The 26,350-nt window shown below is 69.0% G+C and carries 19 protein-coding genes; 11 read left to right on the top strand and 8 right to left on the bottom strand.

Annotated elements, in window-relative coordinates; all coding sequences use genetic code 11:
• Nucleotides 1-15 precede the first annotated feature (15 nt).
• The 3 genes from MicroSTF_RS17740 (at nt 16) to MicroSTF_RS17730 (ending at nt 5,225) form a co-directional block, all read left to right on the top strand.
• Nucleotides 16-1,197 (top strand): Gfo/Idh/MocA family protein, encoded by a 1,182-nt coding sequence (locus tag MicroSTF_RS17740; RefSeq protein ID WP_205810313.1) that lies wholly within the window; start codon nt 16-18, stop codon nt 1,195-1,197.
• Between the two features lie 211 nt (nt 1,198-1,408).
• Nucleotides 1,409-1,996, top strand: coding sequence for a TetR/AcrR family transcriptional regulator (locus MicroSTF_RS17735; protein WP_322957495.1), 588 nt, complete (start codon nt 1,409-1,411; stop codon nt 1,994-1,996).
• A 16-nt stretch (nt 1,997-2,012) separates the two neighbouring features.
• Nucleotides 2,013-5,225, top strand: coding sequence for an efflux RND transporter permease subunit (locus tag MicroSTF_RS17730; protein ID WP_297558579.1), 3,213 nt, complete (start codon nt 2,013-2,015; stop codon nt 5,223-5,225).
• 131 nt (nt 5,226-5,356) lie between these two features.
• Here MicroSTF_RS17730 and MicroSTF_RS17725 read toward each other — a convergent pair whose 3' ends face one another.
• Complete coding sequence (locus tag MicroSTF_RS17725) at nt 5,357-6,253, bottom strand: aldose 1-epimerase family protein (RefSeq protein ID WP_297558576.1); 897 nt, start codon at nt 6,251-6,253, stop codon at nt 5,357-5,359.
• Nucleotides 6,254-6,535: 282 nt separating this feature from the next.
• On the opposite strand from MicroSTF_RS17725, the gene MicroSTF_RS17720 reads away from it, so the two are divergent.
• The gene (locus MicroSTF_RS17720) at nt 6,536-8,794 is read left to right on the top strand and encodes a DEAD/DEAH box helicase (RefSeq protein ID WP_322957490.1); all 2,259 of its coding nucleotides are present in this window, start codon (nt 6,536-6,538) and stop codon (nt 8,792-8,794) included.
• A gap of 195 nt (nt 8,795-8,989) precedes the next feature.
• Here MicroSTF_RS17720 and MicroSTF_RS17715 read toward each other — a convergent pair whose 3' ends face one another.
• Entirely contained in the window at nt 8,990-9,529 is a 540-nt protein-coding gene (locus MicroSTF_RS17715) for a YaeQ family protein (RefSeq protein ID WP_029259835.1), read from the bottom strand.
• 46 nt (nt 9,530-9,575) lie between these two features.
• Entirely contained in the window at nt 9,576-10,667 is a 1,092-nt protein-coding gene (locus tag MicroSTF_RS17710; RefSeq protein WP_322957487.1) for an Rv2578c family radical SAM protein, read from the bottom strand.
• Between the two features lie 74 nt (nt 10,668-10,741).
• Between MicroSTF_RS17710 and MicroSTF_RS17705 the strand changes: the two genes are divergently transcribed.
• From MicroSTF_RS17705 to MicroSTF_RS17695, 3 genes are all read left to right on the top strand, one after another.
• Nucleotides 10,742-11,671: a M15 family metallopeptidase gene (locus MicroSTF_RS17705; RefSeq protein ID WP_029259837.1), complete on the top strand. Its 930-nt coding sequence runs from the start codon at nt 10,742-10,744 to the stop codon at nt 11,669-11,671.
• Nucleotides 11,672-11,823: 152 nt separating this feature from the next.
• Entirely contained in the window at nt 11,824-12,987 is a 1,164-nt protein-coding gene (locus MicroSTF_RS17700) for an acyl-CoA dehydrogenase family protein (RefSeq protein WP_322957485.1), read from the top strand.
• A gap of 112 nt (nt 12,988-13,099) precedes the next feature.
• A complete protein-coding gene (locus MicroSTF_RS17695; protein WP_322957482.1) occupies nt 13,100-14,197 on the top strand; it encodes a serine hydrolase domain-containing protein in 1,098 nt (365 codons plus the stop codon).
• Between the two features lie 201 nt (nt 14,198-14,398).
• On the opposite strand, the gene MicroSTF_RS17690 is transcribed toward MicroSTF_RS17695, so the two are convergent.
• The 5 genes from MicroSTF_RS17690 to MicroSTF_RS17670 form a co-directional block, all read right to left on the bottom strand.
• Nucleotides 14,399-15,004: an ECF transporter S component gene (locus MicroSTF_RS17690; RefSeq protein WP_322957480.1), complete on the bottom strand. Its 606-nt coding sequence runs from the start codon at nt 15,002-15,004 to the stop codon at nt 14,399-14,401.
• Nucleotides 15,001-15,876, bottom strand: a complete 876-nt coding sequence (locus MicroSTF_RS17685) for a siderophore-interacting protein (protein ID WP_322957478.1) — start codon at nt 15,874-15,876, stop codon at nt 15,001-15,003. The genes MicroSTF_RS17690 and MicroSTF_RS17685 overlap by 4 nt, the downstream gene beginning before the upstream one ends.
• Before the next feature lie 10 nt (nt 15,877-15,886).
• Complete coding sequence (locus MicroSTF_RS17680; RefSeq protein WP_322957476.1) at nt 15,887-16,705, bottom strand: energy-coupling factor transporter transmembrane component T; 819 nt, start codon at nt 16,703-16,705, stop codon at nt 15,887-15,889.
• Entirely contained in the window at nt 16,702-18,393 is a 1,692-nt protein-coding gene (locus MicroSTF_RS17675) for an ABC transporter ATP-binding protein (protein WP_322957474.1), read from the bottom strand. Before MicroSTF_RS17675 ends, MicroSTF_RS17680 begins: the two co-directional genes overlap by 4 nt.
• A gap of 77 nt (nt 18,394-18,470) precedes the next feature.
• Nucleotides 18,471-19,016: an ECF transporter S component gene (locus MicroSTF_RS17670; protein ID WP_167254823.1), complete on the bottom strand. Its 546-nt coding sequence runs from the start codon at nt 19,014-19,016 to the stop codon at nt 18,471-18,473.
• A gap of 167 nt (nt 19,017-19,183) precedes the next feature.
• Here MicroSTF_RS17670 and MicroSTF_RS17665 point away from each other — a divergent pair, with 167 nt between their 5' ends.
• The 4 genes from MicroSTF_RS17665 to MicroSTF_RS17650 all read left to right on the top strand — a co-directional run bounded on the left by MicroSTF_RS17665 (nt 19,184) and on the right by MicroSTF_RS17650 (nt 26,348).
• Entirely contained in the window at nt 19,184-22,402 is a 3,219-nt protein-coding gene (locus MicroSTF_RS17665) for a S8 family serine peptidase (protein ID WP_322957470.1), read from the top strand.
• A gap of 185 nt (nt 22,403-22,587) precedes the next feature.
• Entirely contained in the window at nt 22,588-24,873 is a 2,286-nt protein-coding gene (locus MicroSTF_RS17660; RefSeq protein ID WP_322957468.1) for a carbon starvation CstA family protein, read from the top strand.
• Between the two features lie 16 nt (nt 24,874-24,889).
• A complete protein-coding gene (locus tag MicroSTF_RS17655) occupies nt 24,890-25,135 on the top strand; it encodes a YbdD/YjiX family protein (RefSeq protein WP_051667976.1) in 246 nt (81 codons plus the stop codon).
• A gap of 31 nt (nt 25,136-25,166) precedes the next feature.
• Nucleotides 25,167-26,348, top strand: coding sequence for a sensor histidine kinase (locus MicroSTF_RS17650; protein WP_322957466.1), 1,182 nt, complete (start codon nt 25,167-25,169; stop codon nt 26,346-26,348).
• Nucleotides 26,349-26,350: the final 2 nt, after the last annotated feature.

The raw sequence follows: 26,350 nt of genomic DNA, 5'->3' as shown, positions 1-26,350 counted from the left end.
CACAGAAGGACCATCGTGGATCTCCAGATCGGCATCATCGGCTTCGGCGCGCGCTCGACCCTCCAGGAAGAGGTGCATCGCCCGGGACACGGCTCGCGCATCAGCGCCGTGTGCGACCTCGCACCGCGCGCTCGCGACGACGCCCGCGCTCTCGTGCCGGATGCGCTCGTCACCGACTCTCTCGACGAGCTGCTGGCCTCCGGCGTCGACGCCGTCATGGTGCTCACCCCCGACGACACGCACGCAGCCCTCAGCATCCGTGCCCTCGAAGCAGGAGTGCCGGTGTTCTGCGAGAAGCCCCTGGCGATCGACCTCGCCGACGCCGACGCGATGCTCGAGACCGCACGCCGCACCGGCACCGGGCTCTACATCGGCCACAACATGCGGCACATGCCCGTGATCACGCTGATGCGCGGTCTGATCCAGAGCGGACGCATCGGTCAGGTCAAGGCCGTCTGGGTGCGGCACTTCGTCGGTCACGGCGGCGACTTCTACTTCAAGGACTGGCACGCCGACCGTCGCCGCACCACCGGACTGCTGCTGCAGAAGGGCGCTCACGACATCGACATCATCCACTGGCTCGCCGGCGCCTACAGCGAGCGCGTCTCCGCGATGGGGGCGCTGAGCGTGTACGGCGACATCACCGACCGTCGTGACAGGGCGGGGGAGCGGATGCCCGACTGGTTCAGCATGGACAACTGGCCGCCGACGGCGCTGACCGGTCTGCACCCGGTGGTGGACGTCGAGGACATCTCGATGGTGAACATGCAGCTGGAGGGCGGCATCTTCGCGTCGTACCAGCAGTGCCATTTCACGCCCGACTACTGGCGCAACTACACCGTGATCGGCACCGAGGGCCGCATCGAGAACTTCGGCGACGTGGCCGGCAGTGAGGTCAAGCTGTGGAACCGGCGTCATGCCGGAGCGGCGGCGGCCGACGAGACCTTCATCGTCCCGGAGGTGCCCGACGCGGGTCACGACGGTGCGGACGCCCTGCTCGTCGCGGAGTTCCTGCGTTTCGTGCGCCACGGCGGACTCACCGAGACGTCGCCCGTCGCGGCCCGCGAGGCCGTCGCCGCCGGCATCCTCGCCACCGCGTCGCTGCGGGGTGACGGCTCCGCGATCGAGATCCCCCCGCTGGATCCCGAGCTCGTCGCCTACTTCGAGCGCGGGCAGGTCGAGGCCGCACTGGTATGAGTGCACCGCCGCCCTCGCGGTGCTGGGGTTGGGGAGATACGTGCCCGCCTCCCTGGTGCAGCACCGCATCATCCTGACCGCCGGCCCTGCGTTCGCCGCCGACACCTTGGAGGTCCACGACTCCGTGCGGAGCGAGGGCGAGGTCCGTTCCCAGCATCTTCACAATCCTGAAATGTACAAACGTACATGTACGGATGTCCAAGGGGGCGGGATGAGGCAAGGGGAGCGTCGGCGACGTGACCCTGAGGCGCGCCGTCGGGAGATCGTGACCGCGACGGCCGAGCTCATCGTCGAGGTGGGCGCCGACGCCGTCACACACCGCATGGTGGCCGCGCGTGCCGGGGTGCCTCTCGGGGCGACGACGCAGTACTTCGACACCCTCGACGACCTCAGGGCCGCGGCCTTCCGTGCGCTCGCCGAAGAGGTCGACGCACGTCTCGACGGCGTGCGGCAGACCCTCGCCGAACGCGGTGACAGCCCCGACGTGATCGCCGCCCTCGTGTTCGAGAGCATGGACGACCACCATGCCGTGCAGGCCGACCGCGCCGTGGTCACCGCCGCCGTGCACGACCCCCGTCTGCGGGATCTCGCCCGCCATCTGTCGGACCGCCTCGTCGACCTGCTCACGCCGACCTATGGCGAAGAGCGTGCCAGAGCGGCGATGATCTTCATCGACGGCGTCATGTGGAGCATGCAGATCCGCGACGACCGTCTCACCCAGTCCTTCATCGAGTCCGCACTGGCGCGGATCCTCGGAGACGACGTCTCCACCCCTTCCGCAGCGACAGCCACACCCTGACACCGAGGAAACCGCCTTGTCGAAACTCGCCATCCTGAGCCTGAAGAACCGCGCGCTCATCGCCCTCATCACCATCGTCGCGGCGGTGTTCGGCGGGCTCGCGCTCACGAATCTCAAGCAGGAACTCATCCCCTCGCTCGAGCTGCCGGCACTCGTCGTCATGACGACCTACCCCGGCGCCTCGCCCGAGGTGGTCGAGAACGACGTATCCACGCCGGTCGAAGCGGCGATCCAGGGCGTGCCCGGTCTGGAGTCGACGACGGCGACCAGCACCACGAACGCCTCGATCGTGCAGGCGATGTTCGCCTACGGAACGAATCTCGCCACAGCCGAGCAGAAGATCCAGCAGGCGATCAACCGCATTTCATCGCAGCTGCCGGAGGATGTGACCCCTCAGGTGCTGTCGGTCTCCATCGACGACTTCCCGGTGATCCAGGTCGCCGTCACCGGATTCGAGGATGCCGACAACGCCCAGGCCCAGCTCGAATCGGTCGCGATCCCCGAACTCGAAGACGTCGACGGCGTCAACGCGGCCGAGATCGTGGGTGGCGTCGGGCAGCGCATCAGCATCACGCCCGACGTCGCGAAGCTCGCCGCTGCCGGCCAGAGCACCTCGGCGATCAACGACGCACTCGACCAGAACGGCACGCTGTTCCCCGGTGGCGACATCACCGAGAACGGTCAGACGCTGACGGTGCAGACGGGCGCGAAGATCACCTCGGTCGAAGAGATCGCCGCCCTTCCGCTGGTCGGCACCGACGTCACGATCGGCGATGTCGCGACGGTCGTGCAGGAGTCCGACCCCGTCACCTCCATCTCCCGTGTCGACGGCAAGGATGCGCTGTCGATCTCCATCACCAAGCTCCCCGCGGCGAACACCGTGGAGGTGTCCAACGGCGTGATCGCCGCGCTCGACACGATCGGCGACGCCTTCCCGGACGCGACCTTCACCGTGATCTTCGACCAGGCGCCGTTCATCGTGCAGTCGATCGAGACGCTCGCCACCGAGGGAATGCTCGGCCTGGTGTTCGCGGTGCTCGTGATCCTCGTCTTCCTGATGTCGGTGCGCTCCACCCTCGTCACCGCGATCTCGATCCCCACCAGCGTACTCATCACCTTCATCGGGCTGCAGGCGTTCGGCTACTCGCTGAACGTGCTCACCCTCGGTGCGCTCACTATCGCGATCGGTCGCGTGGTCGACGACTCCATCGTCGTGATCGAGAACATCAAACGTCACTACGTGGGCGATGCCGACAAGGGCGATGCGATCCGCCTCGCGGTGCGCGAGGTCGCGATGGCGATCACGGCGTCCACCATCACGACAGTGGCGGTCTTCCTGCCGATCGTCTTCGTCGGCGACATGGTCGGCGAGCTGTTCCGGCCGTTCGCGATGACGGTGACGATCGCGATGGTCGCCTCGCTCCTGGTCGCCCTGACGATCGTGCCGGTGCTCGCCTACTGGTTCCTCAAGCCGGGCAAGCCGTTGCTCGACGAGCACGGCGATGCGATCGACCCCGAGCACCCGGACGCGCCGCCGACGTGGCTGCAGCGCCAGTACCGGCCGATCCTGGGCTGGACGCTCAAGCACTCCGGTGTCACGGTGATCCTCGCGGTCGTCGTGCTCGGCGCTACGCTCGCCGCAGCGCCGCTGATGAAGGTCAACTTCCTCGGCGACTCCGGCCAGAACACCATGACGATCACGCAGGACCTCGGCCCGACGGCGAGCCTCGAGGCCAAGTCGGATGCGGCGGTGGCGGTCGAAGACGCCCTGCTCGACATCGACGGCATCGAGCACGTACAGGCCTCGATCGGCACCAGTGGTTCGGCGCTCAGCGACGCCTTCTCGGGCGGTGCGGGCGTCACGTACTCGGTGCTCACCGACTCGAACGCCGATCAGGAGAAGCTCCGCGCGGATGTGCAGGATGCGATCGACGGCCTCGGTGACGATGTCGGGGATGTCGCGGTCTCGGCCTCGGCCGGCTTCGGATCGAGCGACATCGAGATCACGGTCAGCGCCTCGAGCTCGGACGACCTCCAGACGGCGACCACCGCGCTGGTCAAGGAACTCGACGGGAAGGACGGCGTCGGCCAGGTGAGCGACAACCTCGCCGCGTCGCTGCCGTACATCGCCGTCGTGGTCGACAGGGAAGCCGCCGCCCAGCGTGGACTCTCCGAGGTCGCGGTCGGTGCCATCGTGTCGGGCACCATGCGCCCGCAGCAGGCGGGATCCGTCGAGATCGACGACACCGCGCTGACGGTCTACATCGTGACCCCGAACCCGCCGACCACGGTCGACGCGCTCAAGCAGCTCACCATCCCGACGCCGACCGGCATCGTGCAGCTGCAGGACATCGCGACCGTCGAGCAGCAGAACGGACCCACCTCGATCACCACGGAGCAGGGCCGTCGTACCGCGACGATCACCGTGCCGCCGGCGTCCGACAACCTCGCCACAGCCACGCAGTCCGTGAACACCGCGCTCGCGGCGGTCGACCTGCCCGACGGTGCATCCGCCGAGGTGGGCGGTGTCGCGTCGCAGCAGGCCGACTCGTTCTCGCAGCTGGGGCTGGCAATGCTCGCGGCGATCCTGATCGTGTACGTGGTCATGGTCGCGACCTTCAAGTCGCTGCGCCAGCCGCTGCTGCTGCTCATCTCGGTGCCGTTCGCGGCGACCGGGGCGATCCTGCTGCAGATCATCACGGGTGTGCCGCTCGGCGTCGCATCGTTGATCGGCGTGCTGATGCTCATCGGCATCGTGGTGACGAATGCGATCGTGCTCGTCGACCTCGTGAACCAGTACCGGGAGAAGGGTCTGTCGACCATCGAGGCGGTGAAGGCCGGTGGTGAGAAGCGTCTGCGACCGATCCTGATGACCGCGCTCGCCACCATCCTCGCCCTCACTCCGATGGCCCTCGGCATCACGGGTCACGGCGGCTTCATCTCGCAGCCGCTCGCGATCGTCGTGATCGGCGGTCTGATCTCGTCGACGGTGCTGACGCTGATCGTGCTGCCCACGCTCTACAACCTCGTCGAGGGGGCCAAGGAGCGACGCGCGGCGCGCAAGGCGGGGGGAACGGATGCCGGAGGAGCCTCGGCTCCGGATGCTCCTGTCGGCCCGGAAGCATCCGGTGCCGCCGTGGTGTCGGCTCAGCCGGTGCTGATCGATGCCTCGGGTCTGCCGCATGCGCCGCAGCTCACCCGCCGCGAGCTGCGCGAGCGCGGGGAGTAACGCCTTCTCGGCGCCGCCCGGCCGAAACGGAGATCATGTGCGCCGCGGCCGGCGAGTCACCATCCGACTCGCCGGCGCGGCGTCATTCGCTCTCTGTTCTCGTCGGGGAGTTCGCGGCGAGCCGCGTCGAGTCAGCTCAGCGTGATGCCCCAGTGCAGGGTCCAGGTCTCATCGGGGGCGAGCCGGCGGATGCCGAGGCCGCTGTTCAGGGCGTCGGCCGGTGCGGTCATCGGCTCGATCGCGACCGCGAGGCTCTGACCGGGATAAGCGGGTGTCGTGTACACCTGCACGTAGTCGAAACCCTCGCCCTGCCAGAGCGTCACGCGGCGACCGTCCGGCGCGGTGAGCGAATGGTGCACACGTCCGTCGGGATCACGGGCGAGATCCGTGAAGCCGGTGTCGAGGGTGACGTCTCCCAGTCGGACGCCCTCGCGCAGAGCGGCATCGGCCGGTCGGGTGCCGGTGGGGAGCATCCTGTCGTCGGTGTCGAACGCCGTCTCCGCGGGGATCCGCAGCACGAGGTCATGCGGGTCCACGTCGCCGATCGTCACGAACGGGTGGGTGCCGAGGGCCACGGGCGCGGACGTGGTCGACCGGTTGGTGAGCGTGTGCGACACGTCGATGCCGTCGGGCGTGAGCGCGTACTCCACTGTCGTCTCGATCAGGTACGGGTATCCCGTCTGCGGGACGATGGTCGCGCGCAGCACGGCTTCGCCCTCGGTGTGCGAGACCTCGTAGGCGGTGAAGCGCAACAGGCCGTGGCTCGCGTTGTTCAGCTTCGGCTCGGTGATCGCGAGTCTCCGTGCGGTGCCGTCGTCGTCCCACTCTCCGTCGCGCACCCGGTTCGGCCAGGGGACGAGGACCACGCCGGAACAGGCCGGCGTGGGCAGCTCGAGAGGATACGGCGGTACGAGGTCGACATCGTCGATGCGCAGCGAACGGAGGGAGGCGCCGACCTGTGCGATCTGTGCGGTCACCCCGCCGCGTCGAAGGCTGATCTGGGCGCCGGTGGGGGAAGCGGTACTCACCTCGTCATCGTACGGCCACGATCGGGTCGGCGGTCTCTCAGGAGCGTCGGCTACACTTGAGCGGTCGGCTTCGGACACCCGCGCGTTGGCGCGGACGTTTTATGTGTGTGAAGTGTGAGTCCAGGGGCCGATGGTGAGCGTCGCTCGACGCTAATCAACCATCACATGAATGGCCCCGGCCGCTGACAGTCCGGAACCCCGCTGGTCGAGTTCGACCAGGCGCAGGGTGCTCGCGCGTGCGCGCGGCGCTGTTCTCGTGCGAGAACACAGAAAGACACCGCAATGCCGAAGAACAAGAAGCCCCGCGGCGGACGTCCGTCCGCGAACTTCGAACCGCGCTACGGCGCGAAGAAGACCTCTTTCCACGACCGTCACAGCGGCGGCCCCGCCCGTGACGGCGCGCGCGATGAGCGCGGCGGACGAGCGGATGCCGGCGACCGTCGCACCGCTGCATCCGCGGGAGGGTACGACCGTCGCCCCGGCAGCCGCAGCGCCGGCCACCGCGGCTACCGTCCGGCTGAAGCCGAGTCGGGTGCGCCCAAGCAGCGCTGGGGTGCGTCGGAGCGCGCCGGCCGCGACGAGGCGCGCGGGATCCGCAACCGCGCCGAGTCCGGGCGTCGCGAGGCCCCGCACCACCGCAACGACGAGCGCTCCGAGCGCCCGCGCTACAACGACCGCCCCAGCGCCGCAGGCCGTTTCGACGACCGTCCGCGTCGCGACGACCGCGGCGGACAGCGCCAGACCGGACAGCGCCCGACCGGACCCGGCACCTACCGCGACGACCGCGGCGGCGACCGCCCCCGGTTCGACCGCGACGACCGTGCGCGTCGCGATGACCGCGGCGCCGGCACCCAGCGTCAGGGCTTCCGTGACAACGACCACCGCGATGGCGGGCGTCCGGGTCGCGACGACCGGCGTGGTGCCGAGCGTCCGCGGTTCGACCGTGACCGCGGCACCGAGCGTCCTCGGTTCGACCGTGACGACCGCCCGCGTCGCGATGACCGCGCCGGTGACCGCACCCGGTCGATCGATCGCGGCACCGAGCGCCCCGAGCGTTCATACGACGCCGACCGGGCGCGTCGCGCTTTCGACCGTGACCGCACACAGCGTTCGTATGAGGGCGGCCGCGACGAGCGTTCGCGTCCGTCGACCGGTGGCGCGTACCGCACCGAGCGCCCGCGCCCGCTGACCTCGGACACCCGTGGGCGTCCGGCCCGCAACGAGCGACCGAGCCGCAACGACTGGAACGCCACCAGCCGTCCTGCATCGACCGGAGCGAAGTTCACGCCGGGCGATGACGTCGTGCACGAGCGCCTCGAGGCGAAGTCCGTCGCGGCGGTCGAGGTCGACGGTGTGACCTTCGGCGACCTCGGTCTCGGATCGAACATCGTCGAGACCCTCGTCGGTATGGGCGCGGCCACGCCGTTCCCGATCCAGGCTGCCAGCATCCCCGCCGTCCTCGCCGGGCGCGACGTGCTCGCCCGCGGCCGTACCGGCTCCGGCAAGACCATCGCCTTCGGCGCGCCGCTCGTCGAGCGCGTGCTGCAGTCGCAGGCCGGCAAGCGCCGTGAATTCGGGCGGTCGCCGCGCGCGATCATCCTCGCTCCGACGCGTGAGCTCGCGCTCCAGATCGACCGCACCATCCAGCCGATCGCCCGCAGCGTCGGGCTGTTCACCACGCAGATCTACGGTGGCGTGCCGCAGGGGCGTCAGGTGGGCGCGCTCAAGAAGGGCGTCGACATCGTGATCGGCACCCCCGGTCGTGTCGAGGACCTCATCAACCAGGGCAAGCTCGACCTCTCGGACTGCCGCATCGCGGTGCTCGACGAGGCCGACCACATGTGCGAGCTCGGCTTCGTCGAACCGGTGCAGCGCATCCTGCGTCACACCGCCGACGGCAGCCAGAAGCTGCTGTTCTCGGCCACGCTCGACCGTGAGGTCGCCGCACTCGTCGACGAGTTCCTCGTCGACCCGGCCGTGTACGAGGTCGCAGGTGAAGACCAGGACTCCAGCACGATCGAGCACCGCGTGCTCGTGATCGAGCACCGCGACAAGGCCGACATCCTCACGTCGCTCGTCGACCGCGACGGCAAGACGCTGGTGTTCGCCCGTACCCGCGCCTACGCCGACATGCTCGCGGAGCAGTTCGACGACGCCGGCATCCCGGCCGTCTCACTGCACGGTGACCTGAACCAGGCCAAGCGCACGCGCAACCTCGAGCGTCTGACGTCGGGGCGCGTGAGCGTGCTCGTCGCCACGGATGTCGCCGCCCGCGGCATCCATGTCGACGATATCGATCTGGTCGTCCAGGCCGATGCGCCCGACGAGTACAAGACGTACCTGCACCGCTCGGGCCGTACGGGTCGTGCCGGCCGCGCAGGTAGAGTCGTCACGCTGATCACGCGTCAGCGTCAGCGCCGCATGAGTGAGCTGCTCGAGCGCGCCGAGATCGATGCGCCGTTCGAGAACGCCCGTCTCGACGACGACGTGATCGAGGAGATCGCCGGTCGCGTTCCGACCGCGGCAGACCTCACCTCCTGACCACTCTCGTGACGAAGGCCCCGTCCGCTTCTGCGGGTGGGGCCTTTCGCGTCGGATCTCGCCAAGTGCACAGGATCTCGCCGAGTGCACGGGATCTCACCGAGTGCACGGGATGCGTGCGCGTGGAAGCCGTGCGTTCGGCATCAACCCGTGCGCTCGGCACCGTCGCAGGGCGGGGGCGGCGCGGAGCGTCGGTCAGGACAGCTCGTGCACGTGCACGGCGGAGGTCAGGTTCGTGCCGTTGAGGTCGAGATAGATCACGTTCTCGGTCACGGTGAGGGTCATGGTGTTGCGGCGCTCGATCAGGGCTGACGCGGTCTCGATGAATCCGGGGTCGAAGCTGTGGAGGCGGATGTCCTCGCGGCGGTGGATGCGCTTGTCGGTCCACGGCGCCATCACCTTGGCGGGGTCGCGGTGGGTGTACACCACGGTGCGCTCGGCGAGCCTGCTGCCGTAGTGCAGCCGCTCGGCGTCGGGCGCCCCGATCTCGACCCAGACGGTGACGAGGCCGGTGAGGTCGCGCACGAGCACTGCGGGCTCTTCCGTCGAGGAGATGCTGCCGCCGAATGCGATGCCTTCGGCGAACTCGAGCCCGTAGGCCAGCACGCGTGTGAGCATGTACGCATCGGTCTCGGACGGATGCCGGGCCACGCGCAACGAGTAGTCCTCGTAGACTCCGCGATCGGTGTCAGCGAGCTGCACCTCGAATGTGTGGACTGTCGAACCGATCGCCATGATCCTCGAGCCTACGCGGCTGCGGGATGCGCGCCCGACCGCGGGGTCAGAAGAGCATCGGCTGCGCGGGCGATGCCTCGGCTCGGGCGCTGGGGGTGAACCGCACCGCGGTCGCGGCGGCAGCACTCGTCTGCACATGGCCCTGCCCCGGTCGGAGCCCGCGCCGGGGGTAGTCGTCTTCGTGGCGGCCGTCCAGTCCGTGCATGCGGATGAGCGGACGGGTGCGCTTGGCGAGCCACTGCCGGTATCCCTTCGGCGCCTCGGCGGAAGCCCCGGGATACAGCCCCCGGTACGACGAGACGAGGTCGGGACGATGAGTGTCGAGCCATTGGAAGAACCACGGCTTGACGCCCGGTCGCAGATGCAGGGCGCCGTAGATGACGCTACGCGCCCCCGCCTCCTTGATGCGCACGAGGGCACTGTCGATCGCGGCGAGCGAATCGGTCATGTGCGGCATGATCGGCATGAGGAACACGGTCACGGGGAACCCGGCGTCGGCCAGAGCCCGCACGGTGTCGAGCCGGGCCTGCGTGGTCGGGGCTCCGGGCTCGATCGCCTTCTGCAGGTCGTCGTCGTACATCGCGATCGACATCTGCACGTCGATCGGCACGCGCTCGGCGGCTTTCGCGAGCAGGGGGATGTCACGGCGGATCAGCGTGCCCTTGGTCAGGATCGATATCGGGGTGCCGGATGCCGCGAGCGTCTCGATGATGCCGGGCATGAGCTTGTATCGCCCCTCGGCGCGCTGATACGGATCGGTGTTCGTGCCCAGGGCCACGGTCTCATGCTCCCAGCTGCCTTTGCGCAGCTCTCGTGCGAGCACCTCGACGATGTTCACCTTCACCACGATCTGCGAGTCGAAGTCGGACCCGCCGTCGAGGTCGAGGTACTCGTGCGTGCCGCGGGCGAAGCAGTAGACGCAGGCATGCGAGCATCCGCGGTAGGGGTTGATCGTCCACGCGAACGGCATGCGCGAGGCGCCGGGGACGTGGTTGAGAGCGGACTTCGACAGCACCTCGTGGAACGTCATGCCGGCGAACTCGGGGGTGGTCACCGAGCGCAGCACACTCGAGCGGTCTTCGAGGCCGGGCAGCGCCGCCGCGTCCGTCTCTCCGAGCTTCTGTCCCTGCCACCTCATTCGACCATTCGAACAGAAAGACGAGGATATCGCAAGACAGTCTGCTACATATCTTCGAATGAGAAGATGGATCAATGCCCTTCCTGCCGCACGCTCAGCATGCGGCTCCGCGGTCCCCGATCCGCGGGCCCGCATTGCCGATCGGCGTCGCCCTCACTGCCATCGGCATCCTGCTCTCGATCGGTTCCGGACCGGTGTCGCCCTCGGGTGCCGACCCGATGCCGGTGCCGGTCGCGGTCATGCAGGTTCCGCCGGTCAGGGTGGCCGCGACGACCGCGGCCGACCCCTGTGCCGAGCCTTCGGTGCAGCAGGCGATCGCGAGCGGCGACGATGCGGCGGCGATCGCGGGCTTCGGCGGCGGTGCCGCCTTCCGCGAGGCGGTCGTCGCGGGGAACGCTCCGTGCGTCTCGCTCACCGATCCTGCGCGCCTCTGGGTCGTGGTGAACAAGTCGCTGCCGCTGAACCCGCCCGAGTACGAGCCGGCGAATCTCGACTCCGTGCCGCTGCAGATGACGACACCCTCGGGGCGCGTGCGCTCCGACGTGGCCGCGGCGGTCGGTCGGATGGCGGATGCCGCCGCAGCCGCGGGCGTGGGACGCATCGGCGCGAACAACGGCTACCGCTCCTACGGACTGCAGGTGACGACGTACGGATCCCACGTGCGATCACAGGGACAGGCCGAGGCGGATGCGGGCTCGGCGCGCCCCGGCCACAGCGAGCACCAGACGGGTCTCGCACTCGACGTGGTCGCATGCGGCACGGGGTGCGGGGGCCTCGACGGCTTCGGAGCGACCGCGCAGAGCGACTGGGTCGCCGCTCATGCCTGGGAGTACGGCTTCATCGTGCGTTACGAGCAGGTCGGCACCCCCGTGACGGGGTATGCGCCGGAGCCGTGGCATCTCCGCTACGTCGGAGTCGACCTCGCCGCGGCCTATCACGAGGGCGGATTCCACACGCTCGAGGAGTTCTTCGGCCTTCCCGCCGCGCCGGATTACGCGCACTGAATCGGGGGCGGAAGCCCCGGTTGCGACATCCGACAAGTGCGGTACCCAGTGTCACGATTTATGGGATGCATTCTCACAACGTCCTGTCCCGCGTCCCCTCGGCGACATAGAATCACCGGAGCAACGATGCATGAGACGTTCAGGAGGACGGCATGGAACGCGACATCTACGACGAGGATCACGAGGCTTTCCGGGACCTGGTCAAGGACTTCGTCAAGCGCCACGTGACCAACGAGGCGATCGAGCGGTGGGATGCCGCCGGTGAGATCGACCGGGGGACCATGCGCGCCGCCGGCGAAGCGGGTCTGATCGGCCTGTCGGTCCCGGAGGAGTTCGGTGGCGCCGGGATGCTGCAGGACTACCGCTTCCGCACGATCGTCATGGAAGAGGTCATCGCCGCAGGTGCCGGTTCGCTGGCGGGGGCCTTCGGCATCCAGGACGACCTGGCCGTGCCCTACCTCGTGCACATGGGAACGCAGGAGCAGAAGGAGAAGTGGCTGCCCCGCATGGCCACGGGTGAGGTGCTCGGCGCACTCGCCATGACCGACCCGGGTGCGGGTTCGGATCTGCGTGGCATCAAGACCAACGCCAAGAAGGTCGACGGCGGCTACATCCTCAACGGCGCGAAGACGTTCATCTCCTCGGGCACGACGGCCGACGTGGTCGTCACGTTCGTCAAGACCGGTGAGGGCAACCGTCCCGACGCGTTCAGTCTGCTGCTCGTGGAGAAGGGCATGGAGGGCTTCGACCAGGGCAAGAAGCTCAGCAAGATGGGTTTCCACGGCTGGGACACGGCTGAGCTCAGCTTCATCGACGTGTTTGTCCCCGACGAGAACCTCATCAGCGGCAAGGAGGGCCAGGGCTTCATCCAGCTGATGCTGAACCTGCCGCTCGAGCGTCTCTCGATCGGCGTCGCCGCGGCCGCAGCCGCACAGGCCGCCCTCGACTGGACCATCGCGTACACGAAGGATCGCGAGGCGTTCGGTGAGCGCATCGCCGACTTCCAGAACACCCGCTTCCGGCTCGCCGACATGTCTGCGACCACCGATGCGATGTGGGCGTACATCGACCGCGCACTGCTCGCCTACAAGGACAACACGCTCACCGCGGAGGATGCGGCGAAGGTCAAGTTCTGGGCGACCGAGCGCGAGTGGGAGGTGCTCGACACAGGCGTGCAGCTGCACGGCGGCTACGGCTACATCATGGAGTACCCGATCGCGCGCGCCTTCACCGACGCCCGGGTGCACCGCATCTACGGCGGCACGAACGAGATCATGCGCGATCTCGTGGGCCGTCAGATCGTCGGCAAGCGCTGAGATCGTGATCCTGCAGAGGCCCCGGATGCGACGTCCGGGGCCTCTTCCCGTCTCGGCCGGATCGTCGTCGAGGCGTGGACACGGGGTGCTGCCGCCGGGTTGAATCGAGGGCATGACGACCTTGTTCCGGCAGATCATGGAAGACCACGTCGCGCGGGGCACCGCTCCGGGGATCATCGGCGTGCTCGGCGCTCCTGGCGGGGCCATCGAGATCGTCACGGCCGGCGATCTCCCGGCGGATGCGATCGTCCGCATCCAGTCGATGACGAAGCCGATCCTCGCGGTCGCGGCGCTGAGGCTCGTGCAGGAGGGACGCCTCCGGCTCGATGACCCTGTGGAGCGATGGCTGCCTGAACTCGCCGACCGCTGGGTGCTGCGCGCTCCGGACGCCCCGCTCGACGACGTCGTACCCGCGACGACGCCGATCACGCTGCGGCACCTGCTCACGAACACCTCCGGATACGGGGTGCAGGTCGTGCCGTCCCCGCTGGCGGAGGCGATGATCGGGAACCGGACGGCCGCAGGGCAGGAACCTGTCGCGATGGGCGCTCAGGAGTGGCTGGACGCGCTGGCCGTGCTCCCGCTGGCCTTCGAACCCGGCACCGGATGGCGTTACCACCACTCCTTCGGGATCCTCGGGATCCTGCTCTCGCGGGTGGTCGACGGTTCGTTGGAAGATCATCTGCGACGCGACCTCTTCGCCCCGCTCGGCATGGTCGATACCGGATACACGGTGCCCCTCGACCAGGCGCACCGGCTGCCTGCCGCGTATCGTCACGAGCACGGCGCCCTGGTCGAGATCGAGCCCGCCGCCGGGGGCTTCTCCGTCGCGCCCGCTCCGTTCGACCTCAGTCATTCGGAGCTCGTGTCGACCGCGGCCGACTATGCGGCTTTCGCGGGGATGCTCGCGGCAGGGGGACGGCATGACGGCAACGTCATCATCGACCCCGAACTGCTCGCGCTGATGCGCACTGACCAGGTGCCGTCGAGCGCGAAGACCGACGACAGCTTCTTCCCGGGATTCTGGGAGGGCACGGGCTGGGGGTTCGGCGTCGCGGTGCAGACCGAGGGAGAGAACGCGGGTCGCTACGGCTGGTCGGGCGGGCAGGGGACGGACTTCTGGGTCGATCCCGACGGCTCCTTCGGGATCGTGCTGAGTCAGGTCGAGATGGGCCCGGAGATCATGGGGCTGTTCGCCGACGTGCAGTGACGCTCTCCGGCACCGCCGGGCGTCGCTCGGTGTTCTCGGAATGCCGGCCGCGACCGGGACCGCGACCGGGACCGCGCGAACCCCGAGGCTCGGCGGGCGCACACGCTTCGACATCGCCGCCTGGCGACTCAACGCCCGCCTGACGACGCCGCTGCGAGTGATGACGTCGATGCGTGACGTGGGCGGCTGCGCTCGCGAGGTTCAGCGGTGCTTGCGGACTCCGGCCCTGCCGAGACCGGTCGCACCGACTCCCGCCCTGCGCAGGCGGTCGGCGATCAGGATGCCCAGAGCGGTCGCACCGACGCAGCTGGCCATCGTGATGACGAAGAACAGCACCTGCACCGGGAGCGTGAAGTCACCGAGGTTGAACGAGTACCAGGCCAGGACCGGATACACGAGGCCGACGACCACCGCGCCGACGTAGTGCATCCAGGTTCCCCAGTACCGCCAGAGCACGAAGAGGAATGGGAGCTCGGTGAACGCGGCCCACCAGAGATTGGTCGCTACGCTGCCGAACCCGTAGCCGGAGAACGGCACGATCACGAGACCGGCGAGCAGGCCGACGAGCAGACCCACCAACGGCCGACGCAGCAGTCGGAGGGCGATCACCGAGGGCAGCAGCCAGAGCCCGGCCAGTGCGACGCTCACGAACGGCAACCCGGGGAAGAGGATCGTCGACACCCAGTTGGCGGGGGCGAGCAGCAGTCCGCCGGCCACGCCGAGCGCCGCGCAGGTCAGCAGGATGGCGGTAGGGAAGCGGAACCGTCCGCCGGTGCGGGGCGTCCGGCCCGCGGCATCCGCGCTCACGCCAGGGGCTCCGCGGCAGCTTCGCGGGCGGCCTTCGACGCGGGGGAGGACGCACCGATCTTCCAGTATCCGCAGAAGCTCACGGCGTTCTTGTCCACCCCGCGCTCGCCGACGAGGTGTTTGCGGGCACCCGATGCGAGCGCCTGCTCACCCGCCGCGTACGCATGGAACGGGGCCTCCGGCAGCGCGGTGCGGCCGAGCGTCTCCAGCGCGAGGGAGCCGGGGGCGACATCGTGCGGGCGCACGATCCACACCACCTCGATGCCGGCGGGACGGGCGAACTCCAGAGCATCCTCCTCGCTCGGCGTCTCGACGATCGCGGTGCCGACGGCGTCGACCGGCAGCGAGGCGCAGATCGAGGAGATCGCGGGCAGGGCGGTCTCATCGCCGACCAGCACGACACGATCCGTTCCGCGCTGCGGATTGAACGTAAGGCCCTCGTCGATGATCAGCACGTGCTCGCCCGGCCGGCAGGCCTCGGCCCACCGAGACGCCGGGCCGGCCGTTCCGTCGGCCGCCGAGCCGTGCAGGACGAAGTCCACGTCGATCTCGGCGCCGGCGTCGGCCGTGGCCGCTCGATATGCCCGCACGCTGTAGTTGCGCATCACCGGACGTTCGCCGTCGGGGATGCGCAGGAACTTCAGGTAGCCGAACATCTTGTTGGCCTTCGCCGGCACCCGGTCGAGGCCCGCGTCGCCGCCGATGGGCAGGAACAGCCGGAACCACTGGTCGAACCCCATCGGGCGGAACTTCTCGATCTCGCCGCCGCCGAGCGTCACCCTGATCCAGTGCGCCGACAGGCGTTCCGTACGCAGCACCACCAGGTGGATGAGCTCGGTCGACTCGGGCTTGACCATCTTGCTGAATGCCATCGGGTGCCTTTCAGGGAAGCTGCCAGGGGAAGAAAGCGACGAAGATGGCCGCGGATGCCAGCAGGGTCGCGATGGTGAAGACGGTGTCGCGTGTGCGGAACGGGACGAGGTGTCGCTCGGTGCGGGTGGGATGCGCACCGAACGCGCGCGAGTCCATCGCCAGCGCCACCCGCTCGGCGTGACGGATCGCGCCGGCGAGGAGCGGCACGATGTAGCCCCACCCGCGGGCGATGCGGGCGAACGGTCCGCGTCCGCCGTGGTAACCGCGCACCCGGTGGGCCGCCCGGATCACGGCGAGCTCATGCCCGAACCGCGGCACGAACCGGAACGCTGCCAGTGCCGTGTAGCCGATCCGGTACGGCACCCGCAGCTGCTGCACACTGGCGCGCACGAGGTCGGGTCCACTGGTCGTGAGCCCGCCGACAAGCGCGAGAGCGACGATCGATCCGAGCCTCAGCGCCGTCGCGAAGCCGATCAGGAGCGCTCCGCAGTAGAGGGTCCAGTCGCCGATCCGCAAGACGGGGGAACTGCCCGCGACGAGTCCGGAGTCGACCCACACGGAGAACCCGATGCCCACCAGCAGCATGCCGGCCGGGAGCCCGAGCAGCAGGAGAGCGAGGAGCCGAACCGTGAGACGCGCCCCGACCAGGATCAGCGCGTAGGCGAGAACCAGGAAAGCGGCGGGCGTCGCCAGGTCGCGCACGAACACGAGCAGGACCATCGCCGGCGCGAACCCGGCGACCTTCGCGAGCGGATTCAACGCATACAGGAACTGGCGCCGCGACGTCGGCGTGATACGTGCGTACGGATCGAAGCTCGTCGCGGTCACGCCGTCACCCCGAGCCCGGCCGAGGCCAGCACGCGCTGCAGTGGGGGCAGGCGCAGCCCCGCGTCGGCGAACAGCTGCTCGTCCCGCAGCAGGGTGGCGGTGGGGCCGACCGCCTGCACCCGGCCGGCCGCCAGGACCACGACGTGGCTGGTGTGCTCGGCCACGAGCTGCAGGTCGTGCGTGACGATCACGATGGTCGTGCCCTCAGCGCGCAGGCTCTGCAGCAGGTCGAGCAGCTCGGCGGCTCTGGCGCGATCCTGTCCGAACGTGGGCTCGTCGAGCGCCAGCACCCGAGGGCGGGTGATCAGGGCGGTCCCCACCGACAGTCTTCGCTTCTCGCCGCCGGAGAGCAGGAACGGATGCACGCCCGCCTTGTGCTCGAGGCCGAAGCGGGCCAGCATCTCGCCGACCCTGGTAGAGATCTCGTCATCCGATACGTGCCGCAGCCGCGGTCCGTGGGCCAGCTCGTCGAACACCGTGGGGGCGATGAACTGGTGCTCGGGATTCTGGAAGACGAACCCGATGCGGGCGGCGAGGTCGCGCGGCGATGCAGTGCCCGGATCGATCCCGTCGACGGAAACCTGGCCACGAGGCGGTGGCACGACCCCTGCGAGCGCCTGGATCAGCGTCGTCTTGCCCGCGCCGTTCGCACCGACGATCGCCGTGAGGCTGCCGGGTTCGAGATCGAGATCGATCCCGTGCAGGATCTCGGTGCGGCGTCGGCGCACGGTCAGCCCGCGAGCGCGGATGATCGGCTCGACACGTGCCGTCGCCTCGCCGGAGGGTGGAGAGATCTCGTCGGCTGCGCGCCGAGGGGTGGAGGACGAGACGTCCTCACGATCGAGCGCTGCGGCGAGCTCCTGCGGCGACAGCGGCAGGGGGGCGAGCGAGAATCCCCGTTCCCGAAGGCGGAGTGCCGCCAGGGTGGCAGCGGGAAGCCACACTCCCATCCGGACCAGCTCATCCGCGTGGTCGCGGATGACTTCGGCCGCCGGCCCGTCGAAGGCGACCCCGCCGTCGCCGTCGAGCACGATCGCGCGCGTGACGAAAGCCATCGCCGCGTCGAGGTTGTGCTCCACGAGCAGGATCGCGCGGTCGCCGGTCGCGACGACCTCCGAGAGGGCGGCGTACACGTCGTCGATGCCCTGGGGATCGAGGTTCGCCGTCGGCTCGTCGAGCACGATGAGCGGAGAGCCCATCGCCAGGGCTCCGGCGATCGCGAGTCGCTGCCTTCCGCCGCCGGAGAGGTGGTCGGGGTTCTCGTCGCGCCGTTCCCAGAGTCCGACCCGACGCAGTGCCTCCTCGACGCGACTTTCGACCACGTCGAGCGGAAGCCGCAGGTTCTCGGGGCCGAACGCGACCTCGTCGTAGACGCTGCCGGTGACGATCTGCGCATCGGGATCCTGGAAGACCATCGCGACGTGTGTGCTCAGCGTGGCCGTCTGCGCGCTGGCGGTGTCGATGCCCCCGGCTTCGACGGTGCCGACCAGCGTCGCGGGGAGGGCGTGGGGGATCAGTCCGTTGAGCGCGAGGGTGAGCGTCGACTTGCCGGAACCGGAGGGACCGAGCAGGAGCACGACCTCTCCGGCATCGATGTCGAACGTCACGTCGCGCGGCGAGGGGTGCGCCGCATCGGCGTGGGTGAGGGAGAGGTCACGCACGCGGAGCAGGGGCGCGGATGGGCGCACGGCGAAGTCCCGGGTCGGCGGATCGTACGCTTCTAACTTAGCTGAGCCTTACCTGATTCTCCATGCGGGTCGAGCGCCTATCGGCGGGCGACGCCCGCGCGACTGAGCGCCGAACCGATCGCGAGGCCGACCGCGGTCCACGCGATCGGTCCGAGTACCGAGATCGCGAGGTAGAGGATCTGCGCCCACAGCGGCATGACCGCGAGGTGGGCGGCGAAGAACACCACGACGGCCACGAATATCCCGATGATCGCCGCCGAGATGAAGAACCGCCACGGCCCCCAGGAGCGATATCGAGTGAGGGCGGCCACCCCCTCCTGGATCAGACCGAACAGCAGCGCGGTGCCGATGAAGCGCAGTGCCCAGGCCGGGTTGAAGGCGCTCGCGATCAGCGCGGCGAACACATGAGTGATCAGCGCGACGAGCGGAAGGCGCAGCACCTCCTGCGCGATGATGCCCGGCAGCACGTGCGAGCCGAGCACCAGGCCGTAGAGGAACAGCAGGGGGCTCGCCAGCAGCACCGGCGTCACCCATCCGGCGATGCCCGCGAGGATGCCCGTCGCGACTCCGATCGCCGCGCAGACGAGCAGTACTCGGGTCGACAGGACGGAGGTACGGGCCACCTCTCCAGCTTACTGTCGACCTATCGGGAGGGCGGCCGTGGATAACCCTGGTCGATCGGCGAATGCCGACTGGTCGATCGGCCAGATCTCGCGTCGATCGCTGAGGGCGGGACTATGTTGGCCGCGGTGCAGCAACGCGGTTGCACCGTGATCATCGGGAGCACCACATGGGTCGAACACCCCTCCGGATGGCAGCGGCCGCCACCCTGGCCACGCTGTTCATCGCATCGACAGCAACCACCGGCTACGCCGCGACGGAGGAGGTGACGCACCCCGTCCCCGTCGCAGGCACCCCCGGACATTACATCGTCGTGATGAAGTCGGATCCGCTCGCCACCTATGAGGGCGACGTGAAGGGACTGAAAGCCACCAAGCCCGCGGAAGGCGAGCAGCTCGAGACGCAGTCGCAGGATTCGCAGCGCTACGTCGAGCACCTCCAGACCGAGCAGACCGACCTCGTCAGCGACATCGGCGTGACCCCCGACACGACGTATCAGGTGGTGCTGAACGGGTTCAGCGCCGACCTCAGCGGCGAACAGGTCGATGCGCTCCGTGCCTCGAAGGACGTGCTCGGTGTCTACCCCGACGAGATCCGCCACCCCGATGCGCAGACCTCGACCGACTACCTCGGTCTCGGCGACGACCGCAAGGGCCGCGGCGGCGTGTGGCAGCAGACCGGAGGAGTCGAGAAGGCCGGAGAAGGCGTCGTCGTCGGTGTGATCGACACCGGCATCGCCCCCGAGCACCCCTCCTTCGAGGGCAAGAAGATCAAGAAGCAGAAGCAGCAGAACACTCGCAACAAGGGTGGTCAGCCCTACACCGACGGCACCTACGTCTACTTCGACAAGTCCGACGGTGGCCAGTTCCAGGCCGCGATGGTCGAGGGCCAGGGCTGGGACAAGAGCGACTACTCCTCGAAGCTCATCGGCGGACAGTACTTCTACGCCGGAGCCGAGGCCGCCGGGTTCGACTTTCAGTACGACTACCTCTCGCCGCGTGACGGCGACGGCCACGGCTCGCACACCGCGAGCACTGCCGCGGGCAACTTCAAGGTCAAGGCCAGCATCGAGAACGTCGATTTCGGGACGGTCTCGGGAGTCGCACCGGCCGCGAAGATCTCGGCCTACAAGGCCTGCTACGTCGGCCCCGACACGTCGACCAAGGACGATGACATCTGCGCGCAGAGCGACCTCATCGCCGCGATCGATCAGGCTGTCGCCGACGGCGTCGACGTGATCAACTACTCCATCGGTGGCGGCGCCGCCAGCACTGTGATGGCCCCGGAGGACCTCGCGTTCTTCAACGCCGCGGCTGCCGGCGTCTTCGTCGCGACCAGCGCCGGCAACGACGGCCCCGCCCCGGTCACGGCCGACCACGCATCGCCCTGGTACACGACCGTCGCCGCCTCGACCATCCCGACCTGGGAGGGCACCGTGCAGTTCGACGGGTTCGCGCAGGCCGGAGCCTCGGTGAGCGTGCCGTTCGGTCAGAGGGTCACCGGCCCGTCCATCGCCGCCGTCGATGCCTCCGCAGCAGGAGCGAAGGATCCGCAGCTCTGCCTGCCGGGCACCCTCGATCCGGCCAAGGTCGCCGGACACATCGTGGTCTGCGACCGTGGCGGCAACGCCCGCGCCGAGAAGTCGCAGGTCGTGAAGGATGCCGGGGGCATGGGCATGGTCCTCGTGAACGTGCCCGGTGGCGCCGACTCGCTCGACAACGACTTCCACTCGGTGCCGACCGTGCACCTGAACGCGGTGCACCGCGCCGCGGTGCTCGCGTACGTGCAGGGCGGCGTGGATCGTCCGATCACGCTCGTCGGGGAGAACACCACGGGCGTCACCACCCCGACGCCGCAGATCGCAGGCTTCTCGAGCCGCGGACCGATGCTGGCAGACGGCAGCGACGTGATGAAGCCGGACATCGCGGCTCCCGGCGTCGCGATCCTCGCGGCGACCGAGAACGCTCCGGGCGAGAAGCCGACCTTCGGCATCCTCTCCGGCACGTCCATGGCCTCGCCGCACGTCGCGGGTCTCGCGGCCCTGTACCTCGGTGAGCGCCCGAAGGCGACGCCCGCCGAGATCAAGTCGGCGATGATGACCACCGCCTACGACACGGTGCTGCCCGACGGATCGAAGAACACGAACCCGTTCGAGCAGGGTGCGGGTCAGGTCGACCCGAAGCGGTACCTGAACCCGGGTCTGCTCTACCTCAACGGTGTGAAGGACTGGGCGGCGTTCCTCGACGGGAAGGGATTGTCGGACTTCCCCGGCATCGATCCCATCGACGGCAGCGATCTGAACCAGGCGTCGATCTCGATCGGCTCGCTGACCAGCGCGCAGACCGTCACCCGCACGGTCACCTCGACCGAGAAGGGCACGTTCACCGCCAAGGCCTCCGTGCCGGGAGTGAACATCAAGGTCACGCCGCAGCAGCTGAAGTTCGATCGCCCCGGTCAGACGAAGACCTTCACGGTCACGTTCGACAACGCGAGCGCTCCGGTGGAGCAGTGGGCCACGGGTTCGCTGACCTGGACGAGTGCGAAGAACTCGGTGCGCTCTCCGATCGCGCTGTTCCCGGTCACGGCCGATGCTCCGGCCGAGGTCACGGGCAGTGGTGTCGACGGCAGTACGTCGGTGGACATCACCCCCGGTCTCACCGGAGATCTGGCGCTCGGACTCTCGGGTCTGACTCCGTTCGAGCTGCTCGCCGATGCGGACAACCCGGTCGAGGGTCACTCGGGTGACGAGAAGTCGGGTGATGCGAACAAGGACGTGTCGTGGATCGTGAACGTGCCGGAGGGTACGACGCTCTCGCGGTTCGACCTCGACTCGTCCGATGACAAGGGCAGCGATCTCGACCTCACCGTGTACCGCGTGGTGAGCCCGGACGACCTGCAGTACTACCAGCGCTGGCGCTCGGCGACCGGCTCGGCGGATGAGCAGGTCACGATCCCGTCGCCGACGGCGGGTACGTACCTCGTGGTGGCCAACATCTACTCGACGACGGGCCCGATGACGTGGGACATGACCTACGCCAACGTGCTGCCCGACGGCGAGGGAGACCTGACCGCCACGCCGAACCCGCTCGCCGCGGTCCGCGGCACGCAGACGTCGTACGACCTCAGCTGGACCGGCCTGGCCGCCGGCACCCGCTACCTCGGGGTCGTGCAGTACGGCGAGTCGGATGTCCGCACCGTGCTGACGGTCGACGTGCCGCAGGCGAAGGCTCCGGAGACCCCCGCCCCGGAGACCCCGGCGCCCGAGACTCCGGCGCCCGAGACTCCCGCGCCGGAGACCCCGGCTCCGGAGACGACCGCGCCGGCGACTCCCGCACCGCAGACGTCGGTGCCGGCGACCCCCGCACCGCGAGGGGAGAAGCGGCCGTAGCCGCGTAAGCACGACAGCACCGCACCCCGTGGTCGAAGGGCCACGGGGTGCCGTGTTGCGCGGGCGCATCCGTTCACCGCGTGAACGGCGCCGCTCGTCGCAGCACCTGCTCTCTCGGTCCTCTCCGACGGCGTCGTCTTCCTAACGTGGGGGAACGCAACGTCGCGTACCCCGAGGAGACCCCCATGACCGCACCTTCGTCGCGCCGCCGCGACGGCGCCGGACTCGTCGACGACGAGCCCGTGATCGTCACCGATCCGAAACTCCCCTCCGTCGCCCTCACCGAAGAGCATCACGAGAAGGCGAACCGCTGGACCCTGCCGAAGATCATCCTGTGGGCCGCGATCGCCCTGCTGGGTGCCGTCGCCTGGACCATGCTCGCGATCGTGCGCGGCGAGACCGTCAACGCGATCTGGTTCGTGTTCGCGGCGGTCTGCACGTACCTGATCGGCTACCGGTTCTACTCCAAGGTGATCGAGAAGTACATCACCCGGCCCGATGACCGCAGGGCGACTCCCGCCGAGGTCAAGCAGGACGGCAAGGACTACGTCCCCACCGACCGCCGTGTGCTCTACGGTCACCACTTCGCCGCGATCGCCGGCGCCGGCCCGCTCGTCGGACCCGTGCTCGCCGCGCAGATGGGGTACCTGCCCGGCACGATCTGGATCATCGTCGGCGTCGTGCTCGCCGGCGCCGTGCAGGACTACACGGTGCTCTTCTTCTCGATGCGCCGCGGCGGCCGCACGATCGGTCAGATGGCCCGCCAGGAGCTCGGCAAGATCGGCGGCACCGCGGCGATCATCGCCTCGCTGCTGATCATGCTGATCATCGTCGCCATCCTCGCCCTCGTCGTCGTCAACGCGCTGGGCGAGAGCCCCTGGGGCGTCTTCTCGGTCGCCATGACCATCCCGATCGCCCTCTTCATGGGCGTGTACCTGCGTTATCTCCGCCCCGGCAAGGTCACCGAGGTCTCGATCATCGGCTTCGCCCTGCTGATGGCGGCGATCATCGGCGGCGGCTGGGTCGCCGGCACCGAGTGGGGTCAGGCGATCTTCCACCTCGACCGCACCACCATCGCCTGGGGCATCATCGTCTACGGCTTCATCGCCGCCGTGCTCCCGGTCTGGCTGCTGCTCGCCCCGCGCGACTACCTGTCGACCTTCATGAAGATCGGCGTGATCGTCATGCTCGCCGGAGCCATCGTGCTGGTGCGCCCCGAGATCACGGTCCCCGCGGTCAGCATCTTCGGCGAGAACGGCATGGGCCCGGTGTTCGCCGGTCCGCTCTTCCCCTTCCTGTTCGTGACGATCGCGTGCGGGGCGCTCTCCGGGTTTCATGCGCTGATCGCCTCGGGCACCACACCGAAGCTCATCGAGAAGGAGCGCCAGACGCGCTTCATCGGCTACGGCGGCATGCTCATGGAGTCGTTCGTCGCGATCATGGCCCTCGTCGCCGCGATCTCGATCGACCAGGGCATCTACTTCGCGATGAACGCACCGACGGCGGTGACAGGCGGCACGGTCGAAGGGGCCGTCGCCTTCGTGAACTCGCTGGGGCTGACGGGGGTGAACCTCACACCCGAGATGCTCACCGGCACGGCGGCCGCGGTCGGCGAGGAGTCGATCGTGTCCCGCACCGGTGGCGCACCCACTCTCGCGCTCGGTCTCGCGCACATCATGCAGCAGGCTCTCGGTGGCCAGGCGCTCATGGCGTTCTGGTACCACTTCGCGATCATGTTCGAGGCGCTGTTCATCCTCACCGCGGTGGATGCCGGCACCCGCGTCGCCCGCTTCATGCTGCAGGACTCGATCGGCGCCTGGTTCCCCAAGTTCCGCGACGTCTCGTGGCGCCCCGGCGTCTGGATCTGCACGGCGATCATGGTGGCCGGATGGGGTGCGATCCTCATCCTCGGCGTGACCGACCCGCTCGGCGGCATCAACACCTTCTTCCCGCTGTTCGGCATCGCCAACCAGCTGCTCGCCGCGATCGCGCTCGCCGTGGTGCTGGCCATCGTCGCCAAGCGCGGCCGCAGCTACTTCAAGTGGTTGTGGATCATCGCCCTGCCGCTGGCGTTCACCGCGGTCGTGACCATCACGGCGTCGCTGTACAAGATCGCCTCTCCGGTGCCGGCCATCGGCTACTGGGCGAACCACTTCCGCTACGTCGCCGCCCGCGACAGCGGAGACACCTCGCTCGGCGAGCCGCAGGTGCTCGACGCGGTCATCCGCAACACCGCCGTGCAGGGCACGCTGTCGATCATCTTCGTGACCCTGGCGATCATCGTGATGGTGACCGCTGTGATCGTCACGATCAGGGCCATCCGCAACGGCGGCGGCGAGAACACCGAGGAGCCGCCCGTGGCCTCGCGCCGCTTCGCCCCGGCCGGATTCCTGCCGAGCGCCGAAGAACGTGAGCTCGAGAAGCAGTGGGAGCCGATCCTCGCCGACGAGCGCAAGGCGTCGACCCACTGATGTCGATCCCCCTGAGATGGCCGACACCATGAGGCGGACGGATGCCGCGACCTCCCTCCTGCGGACGCTGCTCAGTGCCGTGGCGCGGGCTGGTCGCGGCATCCGGTGGTACATGACGACCCTGATGGGCGACACCGCCTATGCGACCTACGTCGCCCATCAGCGTCGGCAGCATCCGGAGGAGGAGCCGCTGACCGAACGGCAGTTCTGGCGGCAGCGGATGGACGACCAGGATCGCAACCCCGGTGCCCGCTGCTGCTGAGCGCAGCCACGCCGGTGCCTAGGCTGGGACCATGACCGACGTCGTTCTCGCAGCGATCCTCGGCGTGCTCGGCGGCATCGTCCTCTCGGTGCTCCTCCTGCTCGCACGCCGGCTCGCGCGCGGGACCGCCGACCTCGGAAGCGACGCCGAACGGGCCGCCCTCACGGCACTGCATCAGGCGAGCCTCGCGGCGCCGCATCTGCGCGCCGGGCTCTCAGACCCCGATGTGGTCAAGGCCGCGCGTCACCTGCGAGTGCTGCTCGGCAGTGCTGCGGTCGCGATCGTGAGCGCCGAAGGCACGGTGTCGTTCGACGGCCCGTCCGACGGCCTCGAGTCCGCGGCCCACCGTATCGCCGCTCAGGTGGGCGCTTCCGGTCGACGACAGGTGTTCCCCGCGCCCGGGAGGGAAGACGACCTGGAGGCGATCGGGGCTCCGATCCTCGTCGACGGCCGCGTGGTGGGCGTCGTCGTGGCCTTCGCGGCACCGGTCAGAGCCGCGCTCGTGCGGGCGGCGGAAGAGATCGCCGACTGGTGTGCGGCCCAGGTCGAGCTCGGCGGAATCGATGCGCAGCGGACGCAGCTGGCCGAGGCGGAGCTGCGCTCGCTGCGGGCGCAGATCTCCCCGCACTTCATCTACAACGCCCTCACGGCGATCGCATCCTTCGTGTTGACCGACCCCACCCGGGCGCGGGAGCTGATCCTCGAATTCGCCGACTTCACCCGCTACTCGTTCCGGCGGCAGGGGGAGTTCACCACGATCGCCGAAGAGCTCGGCAGCATCCACTCCTACCTCGAGCTCGAACGTGCACGCTTCGGCGACCGTCTGCGCGTCACGCTGCAGATCGCGCCGGAGACCCTGGCGACCGTCATCCCGTTCCTCTCGGTGCAGCCCCTGGTGGAGAACGCCGTCCGTCACGGTCTCGAACCGGGCGAAGGAGGAGGGGAGATCCGCATCGCCTCGCGCGACGACGGCACCCACACCGAGATCACGGTCGAGGACGACGGCGTGGGCATGGACCCCGAGGCGCTGCGCGCAACTCTCACCGCGGGGGACGACGGCGTCCACGTCGGGCTCCGCAACGTCGACACCCGGCTCCGCCAGCTCTACGGTGCGGACGGAGGGCTGGTGGTCGAGACGAACACCGGCGCCGGTACCCTGGTGCGCATGCGGGTCCCGAAATCTCAGCCGCAGCACGACCCGGACGCCGACTGACG

Origin of the sequence: Microbacterium sp. STF-2 (assembly GCF_034650155.1) — a bacterium.
Classification (GTDB): domain Bacteria; phylum Actinomycetota; class Actinomycetes; order Actinomycetales; family Microbacteriaceae; genus Microbacterium; species Microbacterium maritypicum_A.
This window is presented reverse-complemented; position numbering and strand designations above follow the sequence as displayed.